Source organism: Blautia intestinalis (assembly GCF_014297355.1).
GTDB lineage: Bacteria > Bacillota > Clostridia > Lachnospirales > Lachnospiraceae > Blautia_A > Blautia_A intestinalis.
Genome location: NZ_JACOQE010000001.1, coordinates 397,957 through 419,296 on the forward strand (window position 1 = coordinate 397,957; position 21,340 = coordinate 419,296).

Genomic DNA, 21,340 nt, shown 5'->3' on the forward strand with positions numbered 1-21,340 from the left:
AATTTTACACATGAAATTCAAATATAAGAAACTATTGATCTCCGGCACGGCGGTGGCTGCCGCCGGTGTACTGGGGGCGGGCGCGCTTTTGCAGTCTGTTCTTTCGGTGCAGGCGTCATCTGAGATGATGCCCGGTATTGAAACGATTGTAAATGAAAGCACAGAGGAGGATCCGTTTCGTATTCTGGAACTGGTTGATTCCAGTGATGATGCGGAGATCGGTTATTACATATCGGGGCAGGAGCCAAGTCTGAAATTATATCAATATCAGTATACAGATGCGGACGGGAATACGCAGACGGTACATTTTTCCACGATAAAGGATGCGCTGAGTAAGCTTCCGGAGAAACGGAGAACAGAATTTGTCATGAACGTCCGGCTGGATGATTCCGGACAGATTGATGAAAGTATAAGCACCGGAATCAAAAAGATCAGAGATGCAGCAGGCAATGACGCTAGTCAGTATCCGTTGTCGGTGTCTGATTATCAGGAAAAATATTTCCTTTCAGACAGTGACGATGCCTCGGACTGGACGAAAGTGGATCTGACGGATTTTGACGGCAATTCCCGGACAGATACAGTAACAGTCAACGGTTCCTATGTCGAGAACACGTCCGGTACCGGTGATTACACAAAAGGTGATCAGGAATATTATCCGATCCGAAATGATGTAGATGCGGATAAGCAGCAGTCAGAAAAATTCCGCGAAAACATCCAGAGCTTTGAAGAATCGACAAGCAGTGATGCACGCGGAGCCTATTATCTGGAGTTTACAGAAGTACTGAATACCAAAATCAACAATGCACTTGCAGATGAGAATGACAAAGGACAGAAGTCACTTCTTCCGGAATATGACTATGCGAATGGCAGATACGGATATTATGAGAATGTCTACACTTCTCTGACAAAAGAAATTGCAGATGAGATAGAAAAAAAAGACTATCAGTTTCCGGGAGAAAATCCGGATGAAGCAACGAAAGGTGATGCACTTCTTGTGCGGGAGATTCCGGATGAAGCAGTGAAAACAGCCGATCCTGTATCAGAAAACAGCAGCTTTAGCGGTGAATCAGGTCAGGTGATTTCTGATGCAGAGAATTCCGGTACAGAAGGTTCCGGGAATAATGATTTTTCCAGCGGAGAAGATGCGTTTGGATCTGATGGAAGTGATTCTTATGGCAGCAGTGATGGGGGAACTTCTGATTCCGGTGAGGACAGCTCCGAAGGTATTACGTTTGACAATTCCTATGAAAACAATGAGAACGGCAGTTTTTCAGGTGATGAAAGTGGCGTCGATGCACAGTCTTTCGGCGGACAGCCGGAAGTTGTACAACAGTCTTATGTAAGAACAGTGGAATTATCAGATACAGATGTATTCAGTGGCAGTGATGCATTCTCAGATTCTGAATCAGGGATTTCAGATGATGGACCTTCTTCTGCGGATGTTCAGTCAGACAGCGGAGAAGAGTGGAACGAGTACAGCGTGCCAGATACTTCCGACAATGTTTCTGTACAGGATACAGATGAAACAGGCGTGGATGCAGATGCGGCTTTTCAGTCGATCCTGGGAGAGGTTGAGAATCCTGTAAAAGCAGGAACACAGGAAGATCCGTATGTATATCTCGGCGAAAATATTGACCAGTATCCGAACTACAAATATACAGTTATTGGTGACCTTGCTTATGTAAAAGCAAATGCGACAGATCTTGCGAAGAACCCGGATGCGGAACTTACTGATGGCAGTATTGTGCTGGACAATGATGAGTATTGGTACTATCAGGAAGTGAACGGAAAACTTACCAGATCTGAAATCTCTATTGTAACCGGTCGAAGTGCCGTTCCTTATAATGAAATTCAGGAAATTTCAAGTGAACTTTCCTATAACTATTATTACCGCGTATCAAAAGTATATTTCTGCTGTAAATCAAATGACACAGAAGGTGAGGCTGCGCTTCCGTACAGTTATTTCGGATGGTATTATCCAAACTATCCGGACAATCAGGATGTGTACCTTCCGGTTTCTGATGGAGACGTGGCAACGCATTATGTGTCAGCGGCAACTTACAGTCTGACTCCGGGCACCGGAAACTATGATTTTGCACCTGGCGGTGATACCGCTGTCTCTGTTCAGGTAAATAGCTTTTATTATCAGGGCGGCTATACAAACAATGACTGGTTCAAAAAATATGTTTTCCATCTGAAGCCAAAAGCGGATGCTGACAGTGCAGACGGGGAATTTGAGAATTTTGGCATCGAAGTTGATACAAAGCTGGCTTCGGATGGTACCTCAGATATATATGCACCGGCAGTTTCCGGGGGAAGTTCAGGCGGAAATGATACTGCGGCAAATTTCGCGCAGGATGAAGAGCAGGCGATTACATTTGAACCGGAAGATACATTTGGAGATGACACAACAGAGCAGACGGATGTCAGCGAAGAAGTTCCGGAATCCGGTGATACAGAAGATGGTGCCGGTGAGGATGAAACGGACATCGATGTACAGGAGAATGCAGATGAATCAGAGAACATTGATGCAGAAGACATTGATACACAGGATGATGAATCTGTTGATGTGCAGGCACAGGATGACGGAGTCAGTGTATCAGACAGTTTTGCAGATACACTTGATAAGTATGACCTGATCTATGTAAACGGTACTCTTTCGGCTGATGTGGCAGCTGCGATTGCAGCGACTTCCATTCCGTGTGTTGTCAACGCTTCCAGAGTGCATGAGAAAGCATTTACCGATGCTTTTTCGAAGTTTGTGAGGAATGAGACAGAAGATGCAGACGGACATTATATAAATACATATATGTACTTTTTCAAAAATACGTTTGTGGGAACAGATGGGGATTATAATCTTGTAAATACTTCTTTCCATACAAATTTTAATGGAAATGTGGATTCTGAGGAAAACATTACTTATGATCCTGACGATACCATGCATGGATTTGAAGAGATTATCAAATACATCAATAGCGAAAACCAGTACCGTAAGCTGGAAAATAATAATTCAGAACAGACGAATCTGGATGATGGAAGCGATACTTCTACACAGAAAATAGAGCCTCTTGGAAGAGAAATCTCACAGGCAAGGGCAATTGAATACATCATTAATTACAAATATCAGAGAAGTACCCTGGTAAAAGAAAACCTCAAAGTACTGGAAATTATGCCATATACGGGAAATGAGATGCTGGATAAAGAAAATGTGAAGAAATGGGTGGCTGGTCCAGACCGTAAGATCAAAAGTGTAACGGCCTGCTGCAGTGAGACTGCAAAGGAAGATGATAAAGCTGAGAATATGATCGACGGAGATCCAAACACGAGATGGCATACTTTGTGGAACAATGAAGATGGTCACAGCAAAAATAATCCGCCGTATTTTACGGTAACTTTTGACGGGGCTCAGGATATTCGGGGATTCTTTTATCAGAACCGTACATATCAGGGAAATGGCAGCCAGAATGGTGTTCCTGTGGAGTACAAAGCTGAGTTATACTCAGATGTGAACGGACAGAAGCTGATTGATACGGTAACCGGATTAACGAACATTACAACAGATAATCAGGGTAAAGTGACTGCGCTACAGTTCGGAAAGACGATCAGATCAGTACAGAGTATGAAAATCACATTTCTGAGAACGCTGGACAGTAATGGAGGAAACGGAAATAATGCCAAGTATGGTTCCTGTTCAGAATTCGGAGTCATTTATGCAGACAGTGGAACAGATGTAAATATCGGAGTAACAATTACTCCTATGACAGCAGCAGAATTTGTCGGACATATTGATGATATCGGCTCGGAATACGATATGGTGTTCATCGGCGATCAGAAAAAAAATGCAAACAGCCTGATTACGGGAAGTGGAGAGTACAGATATGCTCATGTAGGTGATTCAAAAAGTATTATTGCAAATAACAATCTTGCGAAAATGCTGGGTCAGCTTGATACAGATTATGCGCAGGGTCCATGGTCCGATGGGAAACTCCGGTACGCACCGCTCAGTACATACAATGAAGATGGATCCGGATATTTCCGCGGATCCGGAAATGATATAACAAAGCAGCAGTACAATTCACTGATGGATTTTGTAAAGAGTGGTTATCCGGTGGTGCTGGCATCCGGACTTGTAGATGGTGATAAGCCGAATGCAAAGGAAGTAGATTCTGCTTCGTATTATTACCAGTTCATAAAGGACGCACTGAAATATGAAAATGTAGCTACGAATAAAGAACTGGAAAGCGGAGCAAAAGATCTCAGCTTCTTTATGAATCTGGCAAAGCCGGTAATCAAATTTGATGAGAACGGAGGCAAACCGAAGGAACCGCAGCGGCTGGGAACTGCCGGCACATTCAAGACACCTGTGGATCTCAGTGATACAGGATATATTGACGGGGAGCTGAAATATACTTTTACGGTAGAAAATGATTCTGATGCAGCCCCGGCAACGACAACTTATGACTGTAAACTTTACCTGGATCTGAACTTTGACGGTAATCTTTCAAAGAAAGAATCGCAGGACAAATATATGGTCGTGCAGGATGAAGACGGAAATGTCCTTTCACAGAAAGATTATGGTAGCGGAGATATGCGTTATGAACTGAAGCTTGGAAAGAAATATACCGTTACCAGAAAAATTCCGTCAGATTACTATAAGCTGATTACCTGGAAACTGGAACTGACAAGCAACCGTAACACCTATATCCATACTTCTGAGATTGGCTATGCAAAACAGCAGAAACCGGATGGGGTTGCGAAACAGACGATCAATGTTCTGCAGCTTGTTCCACAGGATAATTCAGTAAATCGTTCAAATCCATGTACATGGACACTTGCGGATAGCAGCATTTTTAAGAATCTGATAGCCGGAGTGCAGGACTTCAATATCAATGTAATTTCCAGAAATGTTACAGACATTAATAATGGAAATGTTCTGGATAAAAACGGACAGAAAACAACCTTTGCAAATCTGCTGGATGATCAGCAGATGCTGATCATAGGATTTCAGGATGTGTATCAGGATATTTCCATAGATGCGGTGCAGGAGATCCTGAAATTTATCCGATCCGGAAAGAGTGTTATTTTTGCACATGACACGACTTCTTATATCAATACTGATCATCAAAAAATATACGGCCAGATCGCAAGGGACGGTTACAATTCAAATGGAACAGTAAACAGCGGCGGAAGCATTGGTCTTTATAACGACAGCTGGCTGTGGAATACTGCAAGAAATGAAAACTGGGGACTGTCGCTGAATACAATTCTCCGTTCGGTAGTAGGTATGGACCGCTATGGTATTACTTCTGATGCAACGATTGGAAATCAGACGGTTTCTGAACTGCTCAAAAAAGGCAAACCATTGTCAGATGGAAGTGTGGACTTTAAGACATTGCTTACGCTGGCAGGTGATGTGGCATATAAAAACGGTGATAAATCAAAGAGCTATGCACAGACACAGGGATATACAAATGCAATGTTGGACGGTAAAACGCTCGGTACGGGAGATACACTGACAACAAGGGCAACAAAAGTAAATGATGGTGCGATCACGCAGTATCCTTATGTGATTGGCGACAGTATTACCATTGCAGAGACACACGGACAGTATTATCAGCTTGGGATGGAGCAGGATCGAGATATCAATGATCAGAGCGATGGAATGAACGATGTGGTTGCCTGGTATTGTCTGACGGATAACTATTATAATAATTCACCAAATGATGTTCGAAATAATTATTATCTGTACAGTAAGGGGAATGTTATTTATACCGGAGCAGGACATCGGCGGGTACAGAATGATGATGAAATCAAACTGTTTATCAATACGATCGTGGCAGCGGCAAACGTTACTGCGGTAAAACCGGAAGTAAACTTTGTAAAAACACTGAATCCGGCAGCAGAGACAGAGCGCACCAGATTTTATATGACAGACCAGACATCATGGGATTCTGATGAAGCAAATACACTGGAAGAAAATATGGATTTCTACATCAATGTCAGGGATTACAATATGGTAAGTGCTGATTTAAGTCAGGAAGAACTCGATAAACAGGAGATGACTGTTCAGTTTTACATTGAAGATGAAAATGGCAGTGTAGAAGACGGATGCCCGACCACGAAGAATGTATCTGATATTACAGCGCAGATCGGAAGTCTGAGCGGTTATGGAAATATCGGTACAATTGAGAGTGGCAGTGATGGCAAATTCCATCTGTCCCAGAACAGTGCCTACGCGTTGAAAGTTTCTGATATCGAACAGTATCTGCGAAACCAGAATGGCAGCAATGGATATAAAGAGTCCTGTAAGCTGTATGCGAAAGTTTCCAGTACTGTATATCTGTACGGTCAGGAACATACAAGTACCGTATGGTCATCCATCGACCTGAAACAGCGTCAGCTTTTCGAGCTGGATTAAAACAGGCAAAAGAATACTAATAATGAAACACCTGATTAGGAATGTATTTATTATCAGAGATATAACATTCCGAGTCAGGTGTTTTTTTGACATAAAAAGAGAGAATTTGACGAACGAATTTTATTGCCCTGTAAAAAATACTGTGCTATATTTAATTCATCTTATAGATTCCGTACTCGTTCGGATATTCACATGTTTCAGTTCGAAACAATATTCCAGAGAAGATTGTTGACACCATATATGACACCTAATATAATATAAGGAGAATGATTTATGTCCAAGTGGGATAAGCTGACAGCAAAAATATGTAACCTGTCAAGTAATGTAAGATTTGATGAAATAAAAAAGATATTGGAGAGTTACGGATATACGATGTATATGCCGGGAGGTGGCAGCAGTCATTGTACATTTCGAAAAGAAGGATGTAATCCAATTACAATACCCAGACATGAACCAATTAAAAAAGTATACATACAGCTGGTAAAACAAATTGTTGAGAGTGAGGAATGAGAAATGAGTAAGTTGGACGAATATATGAAAAAGCCATATCGGATGGAAATTGTTGAGGATCAGGATGAGGGCGGCTTTGTGGTTTCGTATCCGGATTTGCCGGGATGTATCACGTGTGGAGAAACAATGGAAAGTGCAATTAAGAATGCAGTAGATGCTAAAAGAGAATGGTTCAAAGCAGCGTTGGAAGATAAGGTTGAAATTCATGAGCCAGACAGTCTTTCGAAATATTCCGGGCAGTTCAAGCTGAGGATTCCTCGAAGTCTGCATAGAGATCTTGCAGAACACTCTGTACGTGAGGGGATAAGCATGAATCAATATTGTGTATATCTTCTTTCAAAAAATGATGCTTTATATTCAAAATAATAAAACCCCGGAGGTCTTCGAAGATCCCCGGGGTTTTTGAAAAAAGATGGCCGATAATCAGTTGTTGATGACAACACCTTTCTGCAGCATAATGTTTGCATACAGAGCTTTTTCACTTGTGGAAATGATGCAGTAAGCTGTTTTGGCTTCATCATAGAATGCGAAACGCTCGATGTTTCCTACAGTAGCATCTCCTCTGTCATCATATTTGCGGATGATTTCTTTGTATGTATCCCAGATCGGGGTTTCTACATCATCGCCAGGCATTACTTCCATCAGGTTTACCGGATGTTCTACATAAGTATCCAGCGGGAAAACTTTCAGGATTGCTTCCAGGATTTCCGGAACACCATGTCCGTCGCAGCGGATCGTGATAGCGTTTTTGCCCATGGATTCTACCGGGAAGTTACCATCAGCGATAACAAGACGATCGCTGTGTCCCATTTCACATAATACTTTTAATAATTCTGGTGATAAGATTTCAGGAATACCTTTTAACATGTTGTTTATGCCTCCGTTCAAATAATTTGATTTCGCTCCGGCGCAGTCTTTTAAAATACGCCTTTCTATATTCAATTTACCTGTAATCACTATACAATGCAAGGGAAAATTTTCCGATAAAAGATAAATATTTTACGGTTGACAGAATACGGGAGGAGAGGTATGATTAACTCAAAACAGAAACGTTTCGGTTTTGGAATTTTCCGATCAATCACAAGTAGTAAAACAAAAAATATACATATATCATTAAGGAGGAAAAAGTTATGCCACTTGTTACATCAAAAGAAATGCTGTTAAAAGCTCAGGAAGGTGGATATGCAGTCGGAGCATTTAATGCAGAGAATATGGAAATGGTGAAAGCCATCATTCAGGCAGCAGAAGAACTGAAAGCACCGGTTATGATCCAGACAACTCCATCTACTATAAAGTACGGTACAGTGGATACCTATGCAGCAATCGTTGCAGCAGAAGCTAAAAAAGCATCTGTTCCGGTATGTCTTCATCTTGATCACGGCAGCAGCTTTGAACTGGCTATGCAGGCAATCCATGCAGGATATACTTCCGTAATGATCGACGGATCCAAACTGGACTTCGAGGCAAACATTGCAGAGACAAAACGTGTAGCAGATGTAGCAAACGCACTGGATATTCCATGTGAAGCAGAGCTTGGCAAGGTCGGCGGCAAGGAAGATGATCTTGAAGCAGAAGCTGACACCAACACAGATCCGCAGGAAGCAAAAGAATTTGTTGAGCGTACAGGTGTTACTTCTCTGGCAGTTGCAATCGGAACAGCACACGGTTTCTATGTAGGTACACCGGTTCTTGACAAAGAACGTTTAAGCGAGATCCGCGAAGTTGTTGATATTCCGCTGGTTCTTCACGGAGCATCCGGACTCAGTGACGAGGATGTAAGCGACTGCGTAAAACGCGGCATCTGCAAGGTAAACTTTGCGACAGAACTTCGTGCAGCTTACTCCAAAGCAGTCAAAGAACTTCTTGAAGAAAAACCGGATACCATTGATCCGAAAGCTTATGGCAAGACAGCAATCGCAGCAGTGAAAGAACTGGTTATGGCAAGAATGAAAGTCTGCGGATGCGACGGTAAAGCAGAATAAAAGCAGAAGGCAGTGAGGCGAAATGGCAGCGACCATGAAGGATATAGCCAGACGGACAGGACTGGGGCTGGCTACGATTTCTTCCTATTTTAATGGTGGAAATGTACGCGAAAAAAACAGAATAAAGATTGAAGAAGCAATTGAAGAACTTCATTATGAAGTCAATGAGGTGGCACGGGGACTCAAGACAAATGCCACCAGAACGATTGGCGTTGTCATCCCGGAGCTGAACAATACTTTCTGTGCCGAAATCATCACCGGTATGGAGGATGTCCTGCGAAGTCACGGTTATGCGACGATCGTCTGCGACTGCCGAACCGATAAGAAACTGGAACGGGAGGCGGTTGAGTTCCTGATCCGCCGGCGTGTGGACGGTATCATCAACATGCCTGTGGATGAAGAAGGAAATCATCTGAAACGTTTTCAGAAGATGGGTAAACCGATTGTTCTGATCGATCGAAAAATTCAGGGAATTGACTGCGACAGTGTTCTTGTTGATAATAAAAAGGCTGCTGAAGATGCAGTCCGGTATTTTATCGGGAGAGGACACCGAAATATCGGAATCATCGGCGGACCGGAGGAGGTTTTTACTGCGCAGGAACGTATGGCAGGATATTATAAAGCACTGGAAAGTGCCGGGATCCCGGTGCGTGAATCTCTGATCTGGCATGGAGATTATACGATTCAGGGCGGTGTCCGGGGACTGGAAGAACTTGTGCAGAATAATCCGGAGATGACGGCGGTATTTGTTACAAACTACGAAATGACTATGGGAGCCATGATCGGAGTGAACGAACTGGGCATCCGGATTCCGGAGCAGCTGTCAATGATTGGGTTTGACAACCTGCAGTTTGCGCGTGCCTGTAATCCGAAGCTGACGATCGTAGCGCAGCCGACAGACGGAATTGCAAGAGAAGTGGCAAAAGTTATGCTGAATCATCTGGAAAATGCCGGTGAGACATCCGGAGAACTTTTCAGTGAGAAACTTGAGACCGAGATCATTGCCGGAAAATCCGTAAGGGTTTTAGCATGAACATCTGATAAAGAGAAGAAACTCCGGGCGGCCGGAGAAATGGGAGCAGCAAAATGATGAAATCATATTTACTTGGAATCGATATCGGAACAAGTGCCTGTAAGGTGGCGGTATTTGATAAAGAAGGCAGAGTCCTTGCCGCAGCCAATGGTGACTATCCGGTATACTATCCACAGGAAGGCTGGGCAGAGCAGGATCCGGAGGAATGGTGGAGTGCTGTATGCAGGGCAACAAAAGAAACCGTGCAGAAAGCAGGCATCGATCCGGCGGAGATTGCCGGAGTTGGCATTGACGGACAGAGCTGGTCTGCCATTGCGATTGACAAAGAGGGCAAAGTACTTACCAACACACCGATCTGGATGGATACCCGTGCGCAGGATATCTGTGAACGGCTGAATAAGGAAATCGGTGAAGATAAAATCTTTGAAGTTGCAGGAAATTCACTTCAGCCGTCTTATACGACAGCAAAGATCATCTGGTACAAAGAAAATCTTCCGGAAGTTTATGAAAAGATCGACAAGATCCTCCAGTCCAACAGCTTTATTGCCTTTAAACTGACAGGTGCGATCACACAGGATATGTCTCAGGGATACGGCCTTCACTGTTTCGATATGAAGAAGGGATGCTGGGATGAAGAGATGTGCAGACGCCTTGGAATTCCGATGGAATTTTTGCCGGAGATCTGCGAATGTGACCATGTCGCAGGTACTGTGACAGCAAAAGCAGCCGCAGAGTGTGGACTCGCAGAAGGAACTCCGGTCGTAGCTGGTGGTCTGGATGCAGCCTGTGGAACTCTGGGTGCCGGTGTCATTCATCCGGGAGAAACACAGGAACAGGGCGGACAGGCAGGTGGAATGAGTATCTGCATTGATGAATACAAAGCAGATCCACGACTGATCCTCGGGTATCATGTTATTCCGGGGAAATGGCTTCTGCAGGGCGGGACGACCGGTGGCGGCGGGGTGATGCGCTGGTTTGAACGTGAATTTGCAGATTATGAGCGAATGATGAAGGAACAGACAGGGATGTCTTCTTTGAATCAGCTCAACGAGATTGCAGAAAAAATCAGTCCGGGCAGTGACGGAGTTGTATTTCTTCCATATATGTCCGGTGAGCGTTCTCCAATCTGGAATCCATATGCAAAAGGTGTTTTCTATGGACTCGATTTTGCAAAGACCAAAGGGCATATGGTACGTGCCTGCATGGAAGGCGTGGCACTTTCTCTGCGCCACAATCTTGAGGTGGCAGAGGCGGCCGGAGCAAATGCTGAAGTCTTAAGAGCAATGGGCGGTTCTGCGAACTCGCTTCTCTGGACACAGATCAAATCCGATATCACGGGCAAACCGATCGTTGTACCGGCATCCGATACAGCAACAACGCTTGGAGCCGCACTCCTTGCCGGTGTCGGAGTCGGACTTTACAAAGATTATGATGAAGCCGTTTCCATCACGGTAAAAGAAACACGTCGCCACGAGCCAAAACCGGAGAATAAAGAAGTGTATGATAAGACTTATGAGACGTATCTTGAACTTTACAAGTCTCTGGCACATATGATGACAAAGTGATTTAATGATTTTCAGCAAATAGAATGTTCCCATGCGGGATAACTTACATATTTGAATAGTCAGGAGAGAAAACAGTTCCCGAGAACTTCAAGTTTCAATAAAATGGGCTTGTTTTTCCAGAAAGCGCAGGGGGAGCTCGAGGGGGCGGCGCACGCACCCTCGGTATTTCCTCCTTTCACGAAAGGAGTAATATATTATGAAAGCAGCAGTAGTAGTTGCAAATGAAGATGTACAGTATCAGGAAATTGAAGAACCAAAGGTAACAAAAGGTGCCGTAAAGATCAAAGTCAGATATTCCGGCATCTGTGGATCTGATATCCCGCGTGTTCTGAACCATGGTGTTCATTTTTACCCGATCGTTCTCGGACATGAATTTTCCGGGGATGTAGTAGAAGTCGGCGAAGGTGTAACAAAGGTAAAAGTCGGCGACCGTGTATCCGGTGCACCGCTTCTCCCATGTATGAAATGTGACGACTGCCAGCAGGGTAACTTCTCCCTTTGCAAACATTACAGCTTTATCGGTTCCAGACAGCAGGGAAGCAATGCAGATTATGTTGTAGTTCCGGAGCAGAATGCAGTTCCGTTTGACAAGAGCGTATCCTATGAACAGGGCGCAATGTTTGAGCCTGCAACTGTGGCTATCCATGGTGTATTCCAGAACGATTATCACGGCGGAGAATATGTTGCGATCCTTGGCGGCGGTACAGTCGGAATGTTCACCATGCAGTGGACAAAGATCTTCGGATCAAAGAAAGTTGTTGTATTCGATATCAGCGATGAGCGTCTTGATCTTGCAAAGCGTCTTGGTGCAGATGAAGTCATCAATACAAAAGAAGAAGGTTACATGGAAAAAGCAATGGCGATCACCGGCGGCAAAGGATACGGATTTGTATTTGAGACAGCCGGACAGGTTCCGACCATGCATATGGCATTTGAACTTGCTGCAAACAAAGCTCATGTATGCTTTATCGGTACTCCACATGAGAACCTGACCTTCACACCTGCGCAGTGGGAAAACATGAACCGCAAAGAGTTCAAGCTGACCGGTTCCTGGATGTCCTACAGTGCTCCGTTCCCGGGACGTGAATGGGATCTGACAGCACATTATTTTGCAACAGGCCAGCTGAAATTTGATCCGGGATTCGTTTACAAAAAGATTCCGATGAGTCAGGCACAGGAAGCATTCCAGTTATTTAAGACGCCGGGACTTGTAAAAGGAAAGATTCTCTTATCAAACGAGGAAGATTGAAAATGATACTGACAGTGACGTTAAATGCAGCAATCGACAAAAGATATGTGGTAGATGATTTTAAAGTAGGCGAGGTAAACCGCGTCCGGGAATGCTCTTACGTTCCCGGAGGCAAAGGCCTTAATGTATCCAAACCGGCATCCATCTATGGTGCAGAAGTTGTGGCCACCGGGTTTGTGGGCGGCCATGCAGGGAACTATATCGAAGATGCTCTGAAACCATTCGGCATCAAAGGTGATTTTTATCATGTGGATGCTGAGAGCAGATCCTGCATCAATATCTGGGATGAGGTAAATCATGTGCAGACAGAATTTCTGGAGCCGGGATTTACACTGACAGAAGAAGATTTTGCCGGATTCGAAAAGAAATTCAGAGAACTGGTAAAAGATGCAGATGTTGTATCCATGTCCGGCAGTGTGCCGAAAGGACTTGACGGAACAGCATACCAGAGACTTGTAAAGATCGTAAAGGAAGCCGGCAAACCGGTAATCCTTGATACAAGCGGAAAACTTCTTGAAATGGGAATTGAAGCATGCCCGACACTGATCAAGCCGAACATTGATGAGATTCGTATGCTGACCGGTAAACACTGTGATGACATTCAGGATATCATTGATGCGGCAAAAACAATTCATGCAAACGGCGTGGAGATCGTTGCGGTCTCACTTGGTGCAGACGGTTCACTGGCAGTGGGGGAGGAAGGAATCTTCCGTGCAATCGTTCCGAAGATCAATGCAGTCAATACCGTAGGATGCGGTGATTCCATGATCGCCGGATTTGCACTGGGCTTAAGCGAGGGACTTTCTCTTGAAGAAACATTAAGAAGAGCAAGTGCAATTTCCGCAGCGGCAGCGATGCGTGAAGAGACAGGATTCTTTGTAATGGAAGATATGAAGAAGCTGTTGCCGCAGATTGTTATACAAAGACTTTAAGCTAACAAAAACTATATAATCAAAATCAGGAGGAAATAAAAATGGCAGAATTTATTGATCCGGCAATCGTGCCGAAAGTAACACTTCCGTCAGGAGAAGAAGTACCATGTATGGGTATGGGAACATTTGGATCTGACCGGGTAAGCGCAGAAGAGGTATCTGTAGCAGTTGCAGGAGCAATCCGAAGCGGATATCGTATGTTTGACTGTGCAGCATGCTACGGAAATGAGCATCAGATCGGTGAAGTTTTTGAAGCAGCGATCAAAGAAGGCGTTGTAGAAAGAAAAGACCTCTTCATCATGACAAAAGTATGGAATGACATGCACAGAAAAGTAGAAGAAGCATGCACAAAGAGCATTCAGGATCTGAAATGTGACTATGTGGATCTGTATTTTATCCACTGGCCATTCCCGAACTATCATGCACCATTCTGTGATGTGGATTCCAGAAACCCGGATTCCAGACCGTTCAGCGTAGAAGAATTCATGGATACCTACCGTCAGTGTGAAGAACTGGTAGAAAAAGGAAAAATCCGTTACATCGGTATTTCCAACATGACGATTCCGAAGCTTGAGGCTGTTCTTCCGTTAATGAAGATCAAACCGGCAGCATGTGAACTGGAGCTTCATCCATGCTTCCAGCAGCAGGAGCAGTATGATTACCTTGTTGCGCACAACATCCAGCCGGTAGGCTATATGCCGCTTGGTTCACCGAGAAGACCGGAAAGAGATATCTGCCCGGAAGATGTTGCTGATATGCAGACACCGGAAATGCAGGAGATTGCAAAAGCACATGGTGTTCATCCGGCACTGATCGCACTGAAATGGGCTCATCAGAGAGGAGAAATTTCCATTCCATTTTCCGTACATAACTATGTAAGCAATCTGAAATGCGTCACAGAAGATCCGCTGACCGATGAAGAAATGGCAAAGATCGGTACACTCGAAAAAGGAAACAGACTGGTTAAAGGTCAGGTATTCCTGTGGGAAGGCGCAAAAGACTGGCATGATCTGTGGGATGAAGAGGGATATATTGTAAAGTAAGGGAACTGCCCTCGGACCCGTTAAATAATTTAACAATTAAAAAACCTTGCGAGGGGAGGGCGCTCACAGTTGCGAAGGCCGCTCTCCCCTCGCGCACCCCACCTGGCCACGCAAAGCAAGCGCCCGTGTGGGGTGTTTTTTATGCAGTAACATGGAATAAAAGGTAACAGTAATTTAGCAAGTGGCCGTGTGGGGTATTTTATTGAGAAAATAGCATGGTGGTGAAGGCGGAGAATGACCTGATTTGCGCTTGTGTGTGGAAAGGTCCACAAAAATACTGGTAGCGGATGACTCGGAGGGAGATTACTGGAGAAAAAGTCCCCGAAAAAGCCGGAGTCGGATGACTCGGAGAGAGGTTACTGGAGAGAAAGTCCCCGAAAAAGCCGGAGTCGGATGACTCGGAGGACGGTTACCGGAGAGAAAGTCCCCCAAAGTGCCTGAAATTGGATGACTCGGAGAGAGGTTACTGGAGAGAAAGTCCCCAAAGTGCCTGAAATTGGATGACTCGGAGGAAGATTACCAGAGAGAAAGTCCACAAAGTGCCTGAAATCGGATGACTCTGAGGGAGGTTACTGAAGCGAGAGTCTATAAATCCCTGAAATTCGGATGATCCAGAACAGACTTGTACTATAACAGGTCAATCAGAAGCTCCGAAGGCTTACCAGATTTCTCCAATATACCATAACCAGTTGCAGATGGAAGATTCCCGGTTCAGTGACCTAGCGAGGCTTCCGAGATTTTATGAGTGCTAGCTGCGTCGTTCTTGTGTTCTGTCTGAGCGGAGCGAGTTTACACAAGGACGATGCAAATAAGCGCACGAAGAAAATCCGGAAATGCAGCGTGTCACAGAACCGGGAACCTTCCTATCCGCAACGTGCCTACGGTATCTTCTGCCTGTACAATTCCACATTTACTATTCTCACTTGCAACGTACTTATGATATATCCCTTCTATTGTATATTTTTTAACAAAACCTCCACATTTCCTGTACCCAAACACCCCAAATCATGTTACAATAAAATACTGGGAAATATCCAAAAGTACATGAATTGATATAGATGGGGGAGCAAAATACATGTATAGAATACTACTCGTAGATGACGAAATCCTTGTCCGTGATGCCATCAAAGAAAACATCGACTGGAAAAGTCTGGACTGCGAACTTGTGGGTGACTGCGAAAACGGCAAACAGGCAGCAGAATTTGTAAAAGAACATCCCGTGGACATTGTTCTGACCGATATTCTCATGCCATATATGGACGGTATGGAACTCAGCAAATTTCTGCATGACAATTATCCGGATGTCGTGATCGTGATATTCAGCGGTTTCGGCGAATTTGAATATGCCAAAAAGGCCATCCAGTACGGTGTCAGCGAATACCTTTTGAAGCCGGTAACTGCTATGGAACTCACCGGTGTGATCAACAAAATGAAAGAAAAAGTTGATCAGCTTCGCCGCGAAAAAACCAAAATGAACAAACTGACCGAAAACTCTGAGAAATACCGCAAAAATGCACAGGTCATCCGTTCCAAAAACATGGAGGCGCTGGTCAACTGCAGCACTGATGTGAGTAAAAGTATCCAGCGTCTCGCTGAGATGGGAATCGACATTTCTGCAATCAGTTATCGGGTGGCTCTTTTTGACATCGATCTTTATTCAGGAATGTATGAACTGGATACCGAGAAACAGCAGGAAAGTGCACTCATGGCATTTGTCCTCTACAATATCAGCGATGAAATCGTGACACGTGAAGAAGCTGGCTTTGCATATCAGGAAGGCAACAATCGTGTCGGAATCCTGTTTCAGGAAAAATGGAGTCGCAACTTCACCGAAAAGACAAGAGAAATCTGTCGGGAAATTCAGGAGAAGACAAAAGAAGTTATGGGATTTGACGTATCTATGGGAATTGGCAAATGGGTGAAGAAACCGGAAGAACTGGTACAGTCCCACAACATGGCACAGGATACTCTGCAGTACCGTTACCTTCTGGGAGGGAATCTTCTTATTGATATGGAAGAAAAACATCCGGTACAGGAAATCTCGATAGATGAACCGCTTTCTGTTTTGAAAGAAGCATTAAAAACCGGGCAGGAAGACCTGGCTCTTCAGACGCTTGTATCGATTGAAGATTTGATTCGTAATGCACTTATGCAAAAAAGCCGTGCCTGTATGTATCTTCAGCAGGTTATACGAACCATGGACAATGCCTGCGAAGATGTTTCGGCAGATATGGAGCAGATCAGGGAAGGCCGGGATGAACTGATCCGCGAGATCACCGATCAGAAGTTTTTCGGGGAGGCCTGTGAGGTGGTTGCCCGTCACACCAGACGCGTAATCAACATTCTTTCTGAAATGAATACGTCAAGCAGTGAGCGTCAGGCACGTCTTGCAATTGATTACATACAGAAAAATTATATGGATCCGGATCTCAGTTTGAACAGTATCTGTTCCTATTTAAATATCAGTACCAGTTATTTCAGTACCATATTTAAAGAAGAAACCGGTGAGACCTTTACGGAAGTTCTGATCCGTACCCGTATGGAGAAAGCAAAGGAACTTCTGGAAAATACTACGATGAAAAACTATGAGATTGCTGAAAAAGTCGGATTTTCCGATCCTCATTATTTTGGAATCTCATTTAAAAAGATGACAGGATGCACGCCGACAGAATACGCAAGGGAGAAACGCCGATGAAGAAAAAGAATCTGTCAGCAAGGTTTATCGGAAGATTCCGCAGCATTCAGAGTGTTATTTTTGCAACGGTAGCCATTCTGGTTCTCAGTGCAGTTGTGATCGTGACCGGTGTATCGATGCGTTTTACAAATACTTCTATTTTTGAAAACTCTTCACAGTATACACAGACAATCATCCAGCAGATGAACCAGAACATTGACTCTTACATCGATTATATGGAAAATATTGCCTATCTGATTTCGAGCAACGAGGATGTCCAGGACTATCTTTTTTCGGACGAAATTGATAGCGAAGGACGTTATCGTATCCTGAAACAGTTTGAAACCATTCTGGACAGCCGAAGCGATATTCGAAATGTAGGAATCATCAGTAAAAGCGGCAGAATGCTTATTAATAATGGAAGTAAATCTGTTAATCATGATCTGAATCTCAATACACAGGAATGGTATACACAGGCGCTGAACAGTCCGGAAGGACCGACACTGACCTCTTCTCATGTGCAGCATATTATCAGTGGGGAACGTCCGTGGGTGATCACTTTAAGCCGTGGAATCCGTGACCGCAGCGGCAGCGGAGAAAAAGAAGGCGTCTTTTTTATTGATCTGAATTACAGTGCGATCAGTGGACTTTGCGACCAGAGTACAGTAGGAACAAAAGGATATGCATTTATCCTTGATGCAAAGGGAAATATTGTCTATCATCCGCAGCAGCAGCAGCTTTACAACGAACTTCAGACAGAAAATATAAGTCTGATCATGGATACCGATGAGGATACGGTACTGACCGGAACCGGAAACAACGGAAAATTATATTCCATTTCCAGATCTGATAAGACCGGTTGGACAGTTGTTGACTGCACCAATGTGCGCGAACTCCTGAGCAAAAGCCGCCAGGCGCAGAGCATTTATGTACTGACAGCGGTTGTTCTGGTGATTGTGGCGCTCCTTTTTTCCAGATTTATGGCAAGAAGTATCACACTTCCAATTCAGAAACTGCGTGATTCCATGAAAAAAGTGCAGGAAGGAGATTTCAGCGTTTCTGATGTTGTTGTGGATTCCAGAAACGAGATCGGAAGCCTGACAAAATCCTTTGATGTGATGACACGCCGTATTCAGGAGCTGATGGAACAGAATGTTCATGATCAGGAGCAGAAACGAAAGAGCGAGCTGAAAGCACTTCAGTCTCAGATCAATCCACATTTCCTTTACAACACGCTGGATTCTATCATCTGGATGGCTGAAGGAAAGAAAAACGAAGAAGTTGTCCTGATGACAGCTTCGCTTGCAAGACTTCTCCGTCAGAGCATCAGCAATGAGGATGAAGTTGTTCCGATCGCCAATGAAGTGGAATATGCACGAGGCTATCTGACGATTCAGAAGATGCGCTACAAAGACAAACTGGAATTCCAGATTGAGGTAGATCCTTCTATATTACATATCCCACTGATCAAACTGGTGCTTCAGCCGATCATTGAAAATGCGATTTATCATGGACTGAAGTACAAAGAGAGCAAAGGACTTCTTATTGTAAAGGGATTTCCAAAAGACGGAAATGCCGTTCTTCAGGTTATTGACGATGGTGTCGGAATGGATGAAGAAACGCTGGCTCATATTTATGACCGCCATAAAGTAAACTATCATTCCAACGGAGTCGGTGTCTACAATGTACAGAAACGACTGAAGCTTTATTATGGAGAAGATTACGGAATCACATATGAGAGCACTCCGGGCAAAGGTACGACAGCGACGATCACGATTCCGGGCAGACAGGAGGATCAGAAATGAAAAAAAGAAAAAAATGGATGAGTATCTGTCTGGTTGTCTGTCTGATCGGAGGAATCGGAGGCGCTGCGTGGTATCACCGGAGAAAGCTTGAAGAAAGAAGACTGTCCCTTGTTTATATTCCGAAAGTTGAGGACAGTACGAATGATTTCTGGAAAGCACTGATTCTGGGAACAAAGATGGCGGCGAAAGAATACAATGCCGATATTGAGATCAAAGCACCAAATGAAGAAAACGATATTGAGCGGCAGAATGAACTTCTGAAAGAAGCTATTTCTGAAGAACCGGATGCAATCCTTTTTTCACCATCCAGTTTTACAGAATCCAATGATCTTCTGAAAGAGGCGAAAGAAAAAGGTATCCGCATCAGCTTTATCGATTCCTATACCGAGGAGAAAGTACAGGATCTGACTGTTGCAACTGATAATCTGGAGGCGGGAGAAAAGCTTGGAAAATTTGCAGCCACCCTTCTCGGGCCGGATGACCAGATCGCGATCGTAGCACATGTAAAGGGTGTATCGACAGCAGTTGAACGAGAAGAGGGCTTCCGAAAAGGACTTGGAGATCTTGCAGAAAATATTGTTGAAGTAGTTTACTGCGATTCCCAGTATGAGAAATCGCGTAAACTTACGCAGGAGCTTATGGAAAAATATCCAAATCTCAAGATGGTTGCCGGAATGAATGAGTATTCGTCTGTCGGAGCGGCGCGGGCAGTAAAAGCGGCCGGAGCCAAAGACAGAATCCAGGTAGTTGGTGTGGACAGCTCACAGGAAGCAGTCCAGCTTATGGAAAACGGAGTATTTAAAGGCCTTGTTGTACAGAAAGCTTTTAAGATGGGTTATATTGGTGTAAAAGAGACTATTCTGATGCTCCGCGGTAAGAGCTATGAGAAAGATGTAAACTCCGGGTGCGAACTTGTTACACCGGATAATATGTATGACAGTGAAATCGAAAAACTGCTGTTTCCGTTCAATACATTGAAGCTTTCATAGCAAAATAGTAAAAAAAATATAAAAAGGGTTAAATATTTATGGACGAACCGTAAATATTTAACCTTTTTTTGTAAGATTTTCCATTACAATTGTGCAGTGTTCACGGTATTATATAGAAAACGCAAGATGTGTGTCTAAAACTTTTAAGGAGGGCGAAAAATTGGAAAAGCTGAAACAAAATCCAATCGTGAAAAAACTCGGCCTGAACAGGATCTTACTTGTCTGCATCCTGATTCTGATGTTCGTAGTTTTCAAGGTGGTTCTCGGAAGTAAGTTCCCTGTTGGAGACAGTATCAAGTCCACACTGAACTATGTATATTTCCTTGGCTTCCTGTCACTTGGCGTTACATTTGTAATTGCAACAGGAGGAATCGATTTCTCCATCGGACCGGTAATGTTCTGCTGTGCGCTCGTTTCCGGTTACTGCATGACAAGCTACAAGGTTCCATGTGCAGCAGCAATGGTAATCTGTGTACTGATCGGTCTTGCATTTGGTATCTTTAACGGATGGCTGGTATCTTACTTATCAGTTCCGCCATTCATCGTATCCATGGCTTCCATGAATATTGCAAAAGGTATCGCATCTGTATTCACAAAAACGCAGTCCGTAAGCTGGCCGCTGGCAAGTGACCCGGCAAACGGCTGGTTCCGTAACATCGTATCTTATAAAGGATTTCCGGTAGGTCTGGTAATCTTCCTCGGAGCGGCAATTATCTGTGGAATCATTCTTTACAATACCAAACCTGGACGTTACATCCTCTGCCTCGGATCCAACACAGAAGCCGTAAGACTTTCTGGTGTAGATACAAAGAAATGGAACATGCTTTCTTATGTAATCTGCGGTGTTTTAGTTGGAATTGGAGCACTGTTTTTCGTAGCTACATATACAACCGTTCAGCCTGGTTATGGCGATCAGTACAACAACGAAGCAATCGCTGGTTGTGTAATGGGTGGTACATCCATGGTTGGTGGACTTGCATCCATCGGCGGTACTGTAATCGGTGTATTTATTATCTCTCTTCTGCAGCAGGGAATCATGGCATTTGGTCTTGGTAAAGGACAGCAGATGATCATCACAGGTATCATCGTAATCGTAGCTGTATATGCCGACGTTTCTGCAAGACGTAGAAAGAACTGATC

14 protein-coding genes are annotated in these 21,340 nt (G+C 44.1%); 13 read left to right on the forward strand and 1 reads right to left on the reverse strand.

What is annotated here, in order from left to right; genetic code table 11:
- Positions 1-10 precede the first annotated feature (10 nt).
- The 3 genes from H8Z79_RS01790 (at position 11) to H8Z79_RS01800 (ending at position 7,294) form a co-directional block, all read left to right on the forward strand.
- Entirely contained in the window at positions 11-6,418 is a 6,408-nt protein-coding gene (locus H8Z79_RS01790) for a DUF5057 domain-containing protein (RefSeq protein ID WP_118040109.1), read from the forward strand.
- 273 nt (positions 6,419-6,691) lie between these two features.
- Positions 6,692-6,928, forward strand: a complete 237-nt coding sequence (locus tag H8Z79_RS01795; protein WP_015542065.1) for a type II toxin-antitoxin system HicA family toxin — start codon at positions 6,692-6,694, stop codon at positions 6,926-6,928.
- A 3-nt stretch (positions 6,929-6,931) separates the two neighbouring features.
- A complete protein-coding gene (locus H8Z79_RS01800; RefSeq protein ID WP_015542066.1) occupies positions 6,932-7,294 on the forward strand; it encodes a type II toxin-antitoxin system HicB family antitoxin in 363 nt (120 codons plus the stop codon).
- A gap of 57 nt (positions 7,295-7,351) precedes the next feature.
- Here H8Z79_RS01800 and H8Z79_RS01805 read toward each other — a convergent pair whose 3' ends face one another.
- Entirely contained in the window at positions 7,352-7,795 is a 444-nt protein-coding gene (locus tag H8Z79_RS01805; RefSeq protein WP_015542067.1) for an RbsD/FucU family protein, read from the reverse strand.
- A gap of 263 nt (positions 7,796-8,058) precedes the next feature.
- On the opposite strand from H8Z79_RS01805, the gene H8Z79_RS01810 reads away from it, so the two are divergent.
- The 10 genes from H8Z79_RS01810 to H8Z79_RS01855 all read left to right on the forward strand — a co-directional run bounded on the left by H8Z79_RS01810 (position 8,059) and on the right by H8Z79_RS01855 (position 21,338).
- Positions 8,059-8,910: a class II fructose-bisphosphate aldolase gene (locus tag H8Z79_RS01810; RefSeq protein ID WP_072521921.1), complete on the forward strand. Its 852-nt coding sequence runs from the start codon at positions 8,059-8,061 to the stop codon at positions 8,908-8,910.
- A gap of 22 nt (positions 8,911-8,932) precedes the next feature.
- Positions 8,933-9,943: a LacI family DNA-binding transcriptional regulator gene (locus H8Z79_RS01815; RefSeq protein WP_015542069.1), complete on the forward strand. Its 1,011-nt coding sequence runs from the start codon at positions 8,933-8,935 to the stop codon at positions 9,941-9,943.
- A gap of 56 nt (positions 9,944-9,999) precedes the next feature.
- The gene (gene xylB, locus H8Z79_RS01820) at positions 10,000-11,508 is read left to right on the forward strand and encodes a xylulokinase (RefSeq protein ID WP_118040137.1); all 1,509 of its coding nucleotides are present in this window, start codon (positions 10,000-10,002) and stop codon (positions 11,506-11,508) included.
- Between the two features lie 196 nt (positions 11,509-11,704).
- A complete protein-coding gene (locus H8Z79_RS01825) occupies positions 11,705-12,757 on the forward strand; it encodes a galactitol-1-phosphate 5-dehydrogenase (RefSeq protein WP_118040107.1) in 1,053 nt (350 codons plus the stop codon).
- 2 nt (positions 12,758-12,759) lie between these two features.
- Positions 12,760-13,689, forward strand: coding sequence for a 1-phosphofructokinase (gene pfkB / locus H8Z79_RS01830; protein ID WP_118040105.1), 930 nt, complete (start codon positions 12,760-12,762; stop codon positions 13,687-13,689).
- A gap of 41 nt (positions 13,690-13,730) precedes the next feature.
- Positions 13,731-14,732 (forward strand): aldo/keto reductase, encoded by a 1,002-nt coding sequence (locus H8Z79_RS01835; RefSeq protein WP_118040103.1) that lies wholly within the window; start codon positions 13,731-13,733, stop codon positions 14,730-14,732.
- A 1,075-nt stretch (positions 14,733-15,807) separates the two neighbouring features.
- Positions 15,808-17,427 (forward strand): response regulator, encoded by a 1,620-nt coding sequence (locus H8Z79_RS01840; RefSeq protein ID WP_118040101.1) that lies wholly within the window; start codon positions 15,808-15,810, stop codon positions 17,425-17,427.
- Positions 17,424-19,211 carry a cache domain-containing sensor histidine kinase gene (locus tag H8Z79_RS01845; protein ID WP_118040099.1) on the forward strand — a complete coding sequence of 596 codons (1,788 nt, stop codon included), beginning with the start codon at positions 17,424-17,426 and terminating at the stop codon, positions 19,209-19,211. Before H8Z79_RS01840 ends, H8Z79_RS01845 begins: the two co-directional genes overlap by 4 nt.
- Complete coding sequence (locus tag H8Z79_RS01850; protein WP_118040097.1) at positions 19,208-20,200, forward strand: substrate-binding domain-containing protein; 993 nt, start codon at positions 19,208-19,210, stop codon at positions 20,198-20,200. The genes H8Z79_RS01845 and H8Z79_RS01850 overlap by 4 nt, the downstream gene beginning before the upstream one ends.
- A gap of 160 nt (positions 20,201-20,360) precedes the next feature.
- Complete coding sequence (locus H8Z79_RS01855; protein ID WP_118040095.1) at positions 20,361-21,338, forward strand: ABC transporter permease; 978 nt, start codon at positions 20,361-20,363, stop codon at positions 21,336-21,338.
- Positions 21,339-21,340 lie beyond the last annotated feature (2 nt).